The 12,465-nt window shown below is 52.1% G+C and carries 9 protein-coding genes; all 9 read right to left on the reverse strand.

Features of this window, described 5'->3' with window-relative positions; translation table 11 throughout:
• Positions 1-9: 9 nt before the first annotated feature.
• The 9 genes from PBA01S_RS11930 to PBA01S_RS11970 all read right to left on the reverse strand — a co-directional run bounded on the left by PBA01S_RS11930 (position 10) and on the right by PBA01S_RS11970 (position 12,263).
• Positions 10-834: an ABC transporter permease gene (locus tag PBA01S_RS11930; protein ID WP_009226564.1), complete on the reverse strand. Its 825-nt coding sequence runs from the start codon at positions 832-834 to the stop codon at positions 10-12.
• 5 nt (positions 835-839) lie between these two features.
• A complete protein-coding gene (locus tag PBA01S_RS11935; RefSeq protein WP_009226563.1) occupies positions 840-1,874 on the reverse strand; it encodes a LacI family DNA-binding transcriptional regulator in 1,035 nt (344 codons plus the stop codon).
• Complete coding sequence (locus PBA01S_RS11940; protein WP_009226562.1) at positions 1,871-2,614, reverse strand: glycerophosphodiester phosphodiesterase; 744 nt, start codon at positions 2,612-2,614, stop codon at positions 1,871-1,873. Before PBA01S_RS11940 ends, PBA01S_RS11935 begins: the two co-directional genes overlap by 4 nt.
• A gap of 16 nt (positions 2,615-2,630) precedes the next feature.
• Positions 2,631-3,653: a CehA/McbA family metallohydrolase gene (locus PBA01S_RS11945; RefSeq protein ID WP_028537765.1), complete on the reverse strand. Its 1,023-nt coding sequence runs from the start codon at positions 3,651-3,653 to the stop codon at positions 2,631-2,633.
• Positions 3,653-4,120 carry a hypothetical protein gene (locus PBA01S_RS11950; protein WP_028537764.1) on the reverse strand — a complete coding sequence of 156 codons (468 nt, stop codon included), beginning with the start codon at positions 4,118-4,120 and terminating at the stop codon, positions 3,653-3,655. The genes PBA01S_RS11945 and PBA01S_RS11950 overlap by 1 nt, the downstream gene beginning before the upstream one ends.
• A gap of 242 nt (positions 4,121-4,362) precedes the next feature.
• The gene (locus PBA01S_RS11955) at positions 4,363-5,283 is read right to left on the reverse strand and encodes a TraB/GumN family protein (RefSeq protein ID WP_028537763.1); all 921 of its coding nucleotides are present in this window, start codon (positions 5,281-5,283) and stop codon (positions 4,363-4,365) included.
• Between the two features lie 168 nt (positions 5,284-5,451).
• Complete coding sequence (locus PBA01S_RS11960) at positions 5,452-8,109, reverse strand: discoidin domain-containing protein (RefSeq protein ID WP_036699252.1); 2,658 nt, start codon at positions 8,107-8,109, stop codon at positions 5,452-5,454.
• Between the two features lie 114 nt (positions 8,110-8,223).
• Complete coding sequence (locus PBA01S_RS11965; RefSeq protein WP_127576050.1) at positions 8,224-9,894, reverse strand: extracellular solute-binding protein; 1,671 nt, start codon at positions 9,892-9,894, stop codon at positions 8,224-8,226.
• The gene (locus PBA01S_RS11970) at positions 9,891-12,263 is read right to left on the reverse strand and encodes a helix-turn-helix domain-containing protein (protein ID WP_028537760.1); all 2,373 of its coding nucleotides are present in this window, start codon (positions 12,261-12,263) and stop codon (positions 9,891-9,893) included. The genes PBA01S_RS11965 and PBA01S_RS11970 overlap by 4 nt, the downstream gene beginning before the upstream one ends.
• Positions 12,264-12,465: the final 202 nt, after the last annotated feature.

The following is a 12,465-nucleotide window of genomic DNA, read 5'->3' on the forward strand; positions in this document are numbered from 1 at the left end:
TGGGTCGGCTTATTTCGTTTGGAACCCGCTCGCCAGCACATCTGCGCTGACCAGACGTTGTGCAGCAAGCAGCAAGATAATGGTCGGCAAGGTTAAAATGATGGAGAACACCGCTCCTGCGCTGCTCGGAAAGTCCGAAATAATGGAGTACATCACGATCGGCATTGTCTTGAAATCCGGAATCCCCACAAGGAAGGTCCCTTGCGCCTCATCCAACGAGTTGAGAAAGGTAAAGACCGAAGCAACCATAATGCCGGGCATCGCCATGGGCAACGTGATACTCCGAAACACCCGAAATGGAGTTGCCCCAACATCCCGTGCCGATTCCTCCTGCGCCCGATGCACATTACGGAAGGCAGCCGTAGGAATCCAAGTCATGAACATCAACACATTAATCATATGAATCAAGACGACACCCAGCAGGGTATTCATGAGACCAATTCGATAAAACAACACCGCAATCGAGACATATAACCCCATCTTCGGGAATGCATGCGTCAGCAGGAACGAGAACAAGAACATTCGCTTCAGCGGAAACTGGATTCTCGCGAATGCATACGCAGCTGGAATACAGATCAGGATGGATAACGCCGTTACGATCACTGCGATCAAGAACGACAATGAAATCGAGGAGACGATGTCGTCCTTGGCTAATACGAAGTTCCACCATTTGAATCCCCAAGTCGTCGGCAAGACGTCCGGATAGTTCCACTTCTCACTGAACGCCAGCACCAGCAGGTTCAAGAGCGGGCCGGCGAAAAATATCGCAAACACGGTAAGCAGCACAAACTCGATAATTCGCCTTGCCCCTACTTTTTTCCAATACCATCCCATTCAGGTCACTCCTTCCCTTCCGTTGATTGACGTTTGACCACATAACTCTCATATTCCACCAGCTTCGGCAAATCGGCTTCGCCGCGGATCAGCTTGTCCAACAGCTCCACCGCATCTCGTCCGATCCCGACGGCATCTACGGTAACCGTTGACAGCGACGGTGAGTACATGCGGCCAAGCTCGATATCGTCGTACCCCAAGACAGCAACTTCCTGGGGAATCTGAACGCCTCGATCCAGCAGCAACTTCATGGCGCCCAGCGCCAGCATGTCGTTGGTCGTGAACAGCGCGGTATATCCGTATTTCCGAAAGTCCGAGAAGTGCTTCTCCATCCGTTGGAAGCCGGTATCAAAGCTGGACTCCGGAGAAGGAATCACCCTTACAGCGCCGGATTGCTCCGAGAGGCCTAATTGTTCCAGACGCCGGAGGAATCCCGTTAAGCGGAGCGAGTGACTGCGATGCTCTATGGGTCCGGCGATGACGAAAAATTGACGATGTCCCAGCCCGTATAGATATTCGGCTGCCCGCGCGCCGCCAGTTTCATCGTTGCTGACGAGATGAATCACATCCGGATCGTCGGTCGAACCGTTGACCATGAGGTAAGGCAGATGAAATTTTTTGACGTAATCGATCACGTTCTTCTGCAAACGGCTGACCAGAATCAATCCATCCACCCGCTGTTCCAGTAAAAAATCGGTGGAGCGTAAGCTCATCTCTCGATCCGTCTTCAAGAAGACAGAATACCCGCGGGCTTCGGAAGCGAACAGAATTTCGTCAATGATTTTGCCGTACAGCGGATGAGAGACGATCGGCGGCTTCTCACGAAATACGATGACCCCAAGATTGTAGGTGCGTTTGGTCACCATCGCCCGGGCGACAGCATTCGGCTTGTAATGGAGAGCTTCCGCCGCTTGCAGCACCCGTTCCTTCACCTCCGCACTGGCATATCCGTTGCCGGAGATCACCCGGGAGGCGGTGGACTTGGATACTCCCGCCACCCGGGCTATCTCCCGCAAGCCATGGTTCGGCTTCCTAGTCAACGTAGAGTCTCTCCTTCACTTGCGATCATTTCGTTTTTCACAGCGATCAGCTCGGCAACATTCCGGGATGTGATCGAATCTACGCCCAAGCCAGCCATTCGCCGCATAACGTCTGGCTCTGCGACCGTCCACACATAGACCGCCAGCCCTACTTGTCTCGCCGCGGTTATGAGCTCCGGTCGAACCAACTGGTACGGAACGTTTAACCCGAAGCATCGCGCCGAACGGGCTTCATCACAGGCCTGGGCAACAGCCTCTGCATATGAGCTCAATCGAAAGCTGTCGATATTGACGTTCAGCAGCTTACGAATGGACGGGGTGAGACGTTCAGCTTCCATGGCAACCGCATACCCACATCCGCTGAAGAAGGCTTGATTCGTCATTCCCATTTGGAGCAGCGTCGCAGCCGCTGGTTCCAGGCAGGCCGCTGATTTGATATCAAGGTTCATCGTTTTTCCGGTTTCTTTGATCCAACGCAGAACGGATTCCAGAGGGAGACGCTCCTCCTTCGAAAATTCCTCCAGCTCCGCCAGTGTAATGTCTGATAATCGGGTCTGCCGTCCATCTGCAAGCACCACCTCGTCGTCATGAGCCAACACCAACTTTGCGTCTCGCGTAATCCGAATGTCGTCTTCATAAACGTCCACTCCAAGGGCCAATGCAGCATTAAATGAGGCTAAGGAATGATCGGGGTGCCCCATGCACCCGGTATGAGCTGTGATCAAAGGGAATTGCTTCATGTCATGAATTACCTCCTTAATCGAAATAAACCGGATTGGTAAAAGCAATTAACGTATAAATTTCGCGCACCCTCCCCCAAAGCTCGGCTCGCAGCCATTTTCTCGGCTCAGACGAGAGCGGCAAACCGGATAGACGGATGACATCGTCGCCCGGTTTGCCGCCGTTCCACATCACCTCGGTATCCAGCTCCTGGCCCCGGTCCGAGCAGAGGATCAGCTTGAAATTTTGATCGGGCAACGACCATAACCCCGGCCGAACGGAGAAATCAATCGTGATCTCCGCTTGCATATCCGTGTCCTCTTCCGGTTGCAGAGGTGACGGAATGACGGAACCCAGAGCGTAGCTTTCGCCGCCGCAGCTCACCGAGAGCAGCAGCAACGGGCCGATCGTCACCGAAGCTTTCCCTTCTCGAAGTGCGTTGACCAGATGTTCCTCCTTCGGCAATTCGTCTTCCGGGATGCCGAGATAGGTCACCGACAGCGGCTCATCCGTCTCCTTCTGCACATGCCAATCCCGGCCAGACGTCGCTGAGATCCGCAAGCCTTCACTCAGCTTGTCGGTCCAGAGGGCATACGCTCGTCGGTTGTTGGTGCGAATGGAAGCAAACGTCTCAGACCAAACCTCAATATAGTCAACAACGGACCAGTCCTGAATCTCATACTCCCAGAAGCATCCGGTGCAAGCCGGACTGCCGATCCGGAACGGATGAGCCAAACCGGCAATCCCGCCGAGTCGATGCACCGCTTGAATCCCCTCATCGATCTTGCTGCGGTCGGCTTTCCGCCAATCCGCATATTCGCTTAATCCGATCGTCACCATATGGCCATAGAATGTCGTCCACTCCATCCCAGGAACGATGAGCAGTCCAAACTTTTTGGAGATCGTCTCCTTCCCTGCGAGCCCGGTCATCGTATTGTGATCGGTAAGCGCAATTGCATCGAACCCAAGTTTTGCCGCGCCCTCTGCTAACTCTTCCAGCGTCTGGGCGCCGTCGCTATGCAGCGTATGAGTATGCAGCTCACAAGCCAACCATTTCATTACGCCTCATTCTCCTTTTCCGCCCAAACTTGGAGCAAATAATTACAGGTATCCGTGACGATCGAGTGAACGCTTAGCGTGACTTCCCAATCTCCGGCGGGTAGAGGGCCTGGAAGTAACCCAGGGGAAGCTTCCCTTGCCGAAAGCGCCAGCTCCTGTACCGGATCATGACGATGACAGGCGCCCCGATAACCTAGCGGATCGTCAAGCGAGAGCGTGATCAGGTTTTTCAGGGGGATATATTTGTCTGCTTGGGCTAATGCCGGTGCCTTCTGTTCCGGCAGCAGATATGCGTCGAAGCTTTGACTTAGCAGTTCCAAAGATCGTCCGCGCTCTTCCAGCAGCTTCGGAGTATATTCAAATTTCAGTCGCAACCGGCTGCAATCCTCATCCAATTGAAACGGAATACGAATATGCGTCTTGTTATTGTCCGGCGTCACACGCCCCATCACATCGAGTACTAGCAATACGGCTCATCGCCTTTCTTGTTTTATAGAATCATCACAAAGCCTAATGACCTATCTTGAAGTGGGAACGGTCCCACATGTTCTCATGGTACTGCTCGAACATCAAGGCGGTATCATCCGCGTGTTAATCTTGTGTAAAAGCAAAAGAAGGAAGCGAACAGGTTCGCATCCTTCTTTTTTCATCCTTATTCATGTTCAGTTGTCCGTATGCGTACAGATAAGCCTTACCCGCCGATTGCTTCTTACCGGTCTTGCAGCATAATTCGGTAAGCAGGGTATTGATGGATGGCGATGCCGCCAAACCCGGCATGCTGCGCAAAATAAGCGTTGATGGCCTGAATCTGTTGGTTCATGTAAACTAAGCCTTTATTATAGTACGTAATCTCACTGGGAATCGTAGAGCCATTAGGCGGACTGGTCTCTGCACCGATATAAACCTTCTTCCCCAAGCTTGCGGCATAATCGGCTTCCGCCAATGACGCGCGAATCTGCCGGTCAGCCGTGTCGCGGTAAGCCATTAGGGATACGGTATCCACGATATCCAATACGAAGTAACTTAACGGCTTCCGTTGTCCGCCTGTCTCCACCATCACCGGATTTTCCCCTGTCGCATACCAGCAAGGAATCGCCGCATTAAACTCGAGCGGATTGCCGCTGGTGCGAATTTCTGCCGCGATTTTCTTCAACACCTGCAGGTATTGATAATTGACAGAACCTCGCTTCGTTTGGTATTCCGGCAAGACATGCGGTTCAATATCAAATTGAATGCCGTCAAAGGTGCTGTCCGGGTGGGAAGCATTAAACGCCAGCACCTGACGAAGCTCTGCGAGCGCATCGCGATGTCGTCCTTCCAAGGCCCACTCGGCTCTTCCGACCAGCGCAAAGACGCGGATCCCCTCCGCATGTGCACGATTGATCAGCTCCGTATAGGTTGCCGGTTGATCCGGCAGCGTTCTGCTTGTTCCAATAAACAACAGGTTGATGTTCTGGTCCTTCAAAAACTCCAGCAAAGACGTAATTTTTTGTGAGTTGGAAGCCGCATCATAGAAATCCCATGCCCAAATGGCTTTGGTTGATCTTGCCTCTGCTTGGGCCGGAGTGGTGACTCCCATAATTCCCGCCAAACAGATTGCCAACAACAGCAAGATTGCCTTGTTCTTCACTCGTTCCTCTACACTCCATTCCTTCTCTGATTTCCCTGTGATGCGATCCTCAAATGTCCGTACTTCTTCCAGGGCGATTTGATTCAGAATGAGATTAACATAAAACGGAGGAGCGCAAATGATCTGTTTGGCCTATTGTAGAGGGATTCCAGCCCTGATTATTCGACATTATTCAGCGTGAACCCAAACTTCAAGCAAGCTGTTCCACGTATTGATCTCGTTACCTTGCCCCACATATCGGATAAATTTTGCCGGCGTCGGCGTAAACTCAAACGTCTCCAGCTCCGTTTGTTTCTTGCTGGCCATCCCCGTTAGAACGGGTTCGAAATGCACGCCATCCACGGAGACCTCCAGATCAAAATAGTTCGAACGGGTGTGACCGTTATAAAACCACAGGCTCACCCCATCTACCGTCGTGACCTCATCCAGCTCTATCTGTAAATATTGGCCTTTCCCATCCGCCGACCAACGGGTGTCCGGATCACGATCCAGTGTGTTGCTCGGCACATTGCCGTCATCTGCGCTGGCCGATACTTTGGCAATTGCGGCTAAAGGTCCCTCCGGCTCAGGGATAGGTTCCAGCACCTCAAAGGTCTGGCGCGCTTCAACAATCACGCCTTGGAGCTGGCAGCTGGCAATGATATCAACGACACCGGGCCGTTCAGCGTAAAATGTATTCCCTTCGATATAGCCCACCTGTTCGTCACTAACCCGGTACGTTACCGGGATATTCAACTCGGAAGTGTTCACGACTTCTCCATTATCGAGCGTCAGGAAAGATTGCAGACGTCCGGTCTTGCCTGCACTGATCGCATAACCGGCGGAACGCCAGCCCGGTACGCTTTTGTCCGGAGCAATCGTAATATTCTCCGGCAGCACCGGCGTCTTCGCCACGCTGAACTTCACCCGAACCGTTTGTGTCTTTCCACGCCGTGTAATCGTAATTACACCAGTTCCGTCGATCCCTTTAGGTTGATCGATCTTGAGACGGGCATCCTCGGAAACCGCCTGTGCAGAAAGGACTGGGGTTTCTGTCGTGCCAAAGGGCAGTACGTAATCATATTGCGTTCGCAAAAATTGCACGCCCGCTACGGCTTCCCCGTTGACGAGGATCGACTGGAGACCTAAGGCCTGAAGATCCAACCGTTGCTTCGTTTGATCCTTGTACAAGCTTTGCGGGAATAGCCGCTCCCCTTGCCCAACGCCTTCAACCCAATCAAACGGCGAGGTATCGGCATCCGGGATCGAGCCTACAATATCGACCTTCACCCCGTTCACTTTCCCTTGGGTACCGATGATATACCCGTTGCCAAACTGCTCCGATTCGATAATGACCCCAGGTTTACTTGAATGGGCAGCGATGCCTTTCGTATTCCAAAATACGCTTTCGGTTGTCACTACGCCGTGCCGGCTCGTTGCGGACGAGCCGTAATCCCTTGTAATCGCGGATATCGCGTCCCCGTTCACCGTGAAATTATCAATCAAATTGGCCATGCTCAAATACATGTGGAAGTCCGTGAGGTAAAAAGAGTTCTCAGAATACGAATCGAGCAACACATTGCCATTTGCTGAGAAATTGGCATAGGTGAAGCTGTGTCTCGCCCCAACGGCACGGCTGTTCTTAATCAGGTTATCGTTTCCGATGAATTGGTACAGATAGCCGTTTCCGTTGGCTCCCCGGTATTGCGGATACTGCATCGTGACGTTGTCGACGGTGATATTTTTTGTCCGGTCTAAAATAATGCCCTTCGATAAAATATGGTAGGTGGCATTCCCCGGCGGCTTGTACGTGCTAACATTGCGGATCCAACTGTTAGCCACTGCAATCATATTGATCGCTTTAGCATTATCAGATTCGTACCCGGCGGTTCCTTCCACTTTGAAATCATCTTCCCCAAGCCCCGGCTTCGAGTTCTCAACGTTCGCGATCGAGAAGTCCTCCAGGCCAACTTCCGTAATGGGGGCTTCCGTTTTGGTAATCGTAATGTCATCGCGAAGCTTCAGAGGATATCGGGTAGGAATATCTAGGGTCAGGGTTCTGGCCTTGGGATCAACCGCCACGATCTGCCGATAAAATATCGGCTCCACCTTACCTAGACGGGAAGCCCATTTATTCTGCATCCCATGCTCCTTCAGGAAGCCTTCCGTCGTCTCAAAGGTGATCACGACAAAGTCATCCACTTGAAAGCCATCCGTGCTTTCTACGGGCAACAGCACCGTAGGTTCGGACACCGTTTTGCGCAGCTTGGTCACCGTGCTGGTCCGTTTCCAATCTCCATTGCCAACCCGGATGATGTCCTTTTGTTTCATAAACTCCTGAGTATTGTAAATATGCGTCTGTTGCTGCCCGTCACCCTTAAGCACCACCCCGCTGGAGTGGATATTCAGAGCATAATCCTTCCCTTCCTGGGGTGTCACACGGTACGTCCCTTTGGGAAGGTAGACCACGCCTCCACCGCGCTCCGCCGCATCATCAATCGCTTGCTGAATGGCGCGTGTGGAGTCTGTACGCCCCGTAGGGTCCGCACGGTACGGAGATTTCGTTACATTAATGCCCCGGTGCTTGTTAACGGAAGGGATCGGCATCTCACCTCTCCGATAGCCTGCATAGGAGAAGTCATGCAAAAATTGCCCCTCTTCCGTCCGGTATCCCGGATACCACCCCTTGGGATAAAGCAGGCTTCTCCCATCACGACCAAGGGACGGACCTTGATTAGCTGTAGGATTCGCTTCTTCAGCTGACACCGAGACAGCACCTCCTCCCGGAACAGCGAATCCGGCGACAACGGCGAGGGCGAGCAGCAGAGCGGGCCATCTTTTGCGCATCACATCATCTTCCTCCTTTGTATATGGGATTCACCCCCGATTGTAAAGCGAGAAAGCTTGTTTATCGATGCTCAAAAACGCCACTCGCGTTGCCATTTTATCCAAATCCAACCATCATCTCGCAGATAATGCCGCGTTATATCGATCAAGGGACTGTTGTTGGATTTGAATTGCCCGGTCGATCCCCATGGCATGGATTTGCTCCACGTAACCTTCAAACGCATCCAGCGGCTCCATCCCATAGATGATCTTAAGCGACATTTCATCCACGAGGCGGTTCACGTCCTGCATAATGACCGAAAACTCCGTACTCTCCTCCTCGGTCTTCGGCAGTACCGGCAAGATGTGCAGCGCAGCGTCCGTGTCGGACCACAGCCGGGCAGCCTCCTGCTGCTCTGGCAACGCATAATACTGCTCCATATACCGTACATCTTGCACGAACGGACCAAAATAACTAGCCCGTGTATACATCGCCAGCGCTTGTGATGGAGCCCACTGGTTCGGATTGTTTAAAATGAGGTCGGTATAAGCTGGATAACCGTCCTTCATTTCATAGCTAACCCCTTCGATCCCAAAGTTGAACAGCATATGCCCCTCAGGGCTGTAACCATAATCCAGCATCCGGGCCGATTCCTCCACATGCTGATTGCTTGTTGAGATCGCAACACTGCCGCTGACTCCCGCGACCGGAGCAAGTTGACCAAATTTCGGACGATCCCCCTTTTTCAGTACCGGATAAGGCGTCGGCGCCAGTTCGACCTTCGGGTCCCGGGCTCGCATCACCGGCAACCAAGTCCCGATTCCCGCCCCGGCGTTCCAGATGCTGGCGCCGCTGCGCCCGAGAATCATGCTTGTATCCTGGGTTTCCGAGTCCACTGCAGCAAGGTTGGGATCGATAAGCCCTTCCTGATACCAGTCGCGGAACAGTGCAAGAAACGCCTTGTACTCCGGCTCGATGGCGCCAAATTTGACCTTCCCCTGCTCCTGGTAGAAGTTTTTCTTAATCCCAAAAGCGCCAACGAATCCACCGCCTTCGATACCAAACAACGGATTGGGTACGCCAAGGAAGGTGAGCGGAGCCTCTGCTCCCTTCCGTTCTTTGAACGCCTTCAGCACATCATGCCATTCCTCGATTGTCTCCGGAATCTCAAGCCCAAGGTCATCCAGCCAATCCTTGCGGATGATCGGGCCTTGGTAAGTGCGAAGCCGCGGTTCACCCTGAATAAAAGGGAAAGCGTAGTAACTGCCGTTTGCAGTACGAACTTGGAGATCAATTTCGGGATGGGCTTGGAGATACTTTTTCAAATTCGGGGCATATTGGTCCAGGATATCGTTAAGCCTCAGAATATAACCATCGTTCATTGCCTTCTCCGGGCCGCCCGGATAATTGATCCATTCATATTCGATCAAATCCGGCAGTTCTCCGGAAGCAAGCAGGACGCTGATTGCCTCCTTCCCTTGATTGGCTGGAGGCTGAATGAAATTAAGCTGGACTCCGGTTCTCCGTTGCCATTCTTGAAAGAAGGGAACTTCGCTGAACTTAGATTTGATACTGGCTGCATTTCCGTTGAGCTCAGCCCAATAGGTCAGCGTCACCTGTTCCTTCGCTTCTTTCCCGACCGATTGTTGTATCTCCTGTGGACTCTCCACCGAAGCAGCGGATGACCCATGGAAAGGCCTCACACTGGAATCACAAGAGCTCAACAAGACAAACAACGCCAGGATCACCACCATCGCGAGTCCTCGGTTTGCATAAGGCTGAACCTGATCTCGATTCCGACTCATACCGTAACCTCCTTCCCATTCATGCCGCTGATCTCTTTATATCTGCCTGGCGTGATGCCTTCATACTTCTTAAACACCCGAATAAACGTAGCGGCATCGTTATACCCCACTACTTTGGACAGCTCGCTGATCGATTCCGATTGCGCTCGCATGAGCTCCTTCGCCTTCTCAATTCGACATCGGTGGATGCTGTCCAGCAAGCCTTCTCCCGTCTGATTCTTGTAAAGCTTGGAGAGGTAACTGCCTTTCATCCCAAAATGATCACCAATCGCATTGACATTTAAGTTGGCGTCGTTATATCGTTCCGCGATATACGCCGACACTTTCTCGATCAGGTTGCGGAGCGAGTCCTCCCGTTCTCTTAACAGATGGCTTGCACGTTTGTCGGCGGCAAAGGTGCAGACCTCATGCAGCAAGCTTTGCAGAGCGCTTTGCATTTCCTGTACGGTATCACAGGCCAGCACCTCATCGATCCATAGCGGATAATCGGCCAGCCGGCAATCATCCTCATGTCCGCCAAGTTCATGGATGACCTTGATCATCGTACTTACCAAATTAAACATGAGGCATTTAGCCACATTCAGCGACATCACCGGCTTCTCCAAATTCCGCTTCATGATCTCATTCATGTAATGACCGGCCTGTTCGGCATCCCCGGCTTTGATGAAGTTAATCAGCTGCTGCTCGGTCTGCAGCGGATAGTCATACCCATACATCCCACCTGTCGTCTCTTGCTGGATTTCCCCGTAAGCAATGATCCCTTTCTTCCCCAAAACCATCTTGTATTCCATCGCATCCACTGCTTCTTGATACGCCTCATGAATGCCAATCCAGGATGGATGGCGACCGCTGAACGAAATCGTCAGCTCCATCTCGTAACGCTCCAAGAATCGCTGAGCTTCCGCCGCAATCGCTCTCAAATCCTCGCTCCATGTCACGGAATCCGCCTGCAAATTCACCAGGCATACGATCATCTCGTCGACCTCCGCAACATAGCCCACATGTCCTCGCGTGGCAACCAGTTCCTCGACCACATTGGAGATGATCAGCTGAATCAGTTTGCTCCGTTCGCTTAATCCCACGCCAGGCAACTTGTCATAGAGCCGATCTTCATTTTCGATCACAAATAAAATAACTGCAAAATCCCGCGAATACAGCGGCATCTGAAAGGAACGAAACGATTCCTCATAAGGAACAAGCGGGTCGGTCTTCCCCTTCAGCAGTCGATAGATCAAATTCGAACGAAGCACCTGCTGATGCTTCTGGAGTTGCTGGGCAATCTCATTCTTCTCGCTCCGGGCCCGCTGGATCATGTTCTGGATAAACCGGAGCTCATTCGGTTCTCCAGGTACAGACTGCGACGTTTTGTCCTTCAACGACTCCACCAGCTGTTGGATAGGAGAATAATTACGGCGCATAAAAAACCACGTCAACACGCTGGCACCGACCAAGCTGACCAGGATGCTGATATACGTGAAATTGCGGACGTTCACGGCTTTTTCCCAATACAACCCGCTTGGGATGATCAACGCATATTTAAGATCCGATACCGCCGAATCCATATAGAACAGCTCCGATTCTCCGACCTTCGCCTGATCCAGCCTTACGCGGTTGCCCTCCATAAAGGGAAGCAGCTCCTCGGCAGGGTCCCGATTGGTCATCAGCACTTCGTCATTCTGATTGAGGATCATTAGCAGACCATCACTGAAGCCGGAGATCCCCTCAAGTGCCTGCTGGAATCGGCTCGTATCCGTCATCACCACAACGGTCCCGGTCTCTTGCCCATTTAGATCAGCAGGCAGCTGCGTGACATAAGCGATCGAGGATTCCGCAGGCCCCGCATTGAGGTGAGGGAGCACCATAAAGCGCTTTGTATCCGCTTCCAAAACTGACCGTTTCCATGTCTCCAAACTAAGGTCTCCGGTTTCGTGAATCGTATGAAAGGCGGTAGGGATATCCCGAATATTCCCCGCCCGGAGAACCGCATCCCCTTTTTTCCAGACTACGTAAAATTCATCGATCGTGGCGTACGACGTCTTGAACAGGCGGAACTCCTTGACAAGCTGATATGCGGTGTAAGGCGCTTCGGCGTCAGATTGGCTTGAGTACATCAAAGTTTGCAAGTTCGGACTCCAGGTCATCTCCATGTTGAGCCGCTTCATCAAATCGATTTGCGTATCGATCGTGTAGCGCATTTGCTTCAGCAATGAATCATTCGCCCGATGAATTTCGCTCTTTAATGCCGTATTGGCCTGAGCGTAAATGATGAGGCTGAACAGAATCGGCACAAACAACACTGCACTGTACGAAACGAGCCAGGTTACGATCACGCTTTCCCGTTTCCGCCACAAAGATTGAATGTTCAACATCCGTTCCTCCCCCGTATCCTTCTGGTTTGTAAATAAGCAGGTAACTGGGTTAATCGGTTCGTTGGTACGTTGGCTTTATGCGTTTGTCAGTATGTCAGATCAAGACCTAATTATAACGTGTTTCCCCGGCCCAAGCCTATAGATAAAAAGTTCAATTCGATTGATAATTCTGCTTACAGGCCGTTCTGCAACCTATCCAATG

Source organism: Paenibacillus barengoltzii NBRC 101215 (assembly GCF_004000745.1).
Lineage (GTDB): Bacteria > Bacillota > Bacilli > Paenibacillales > Paenibacillaceae > Fontibacillus > Fontibacillus barengoltzii.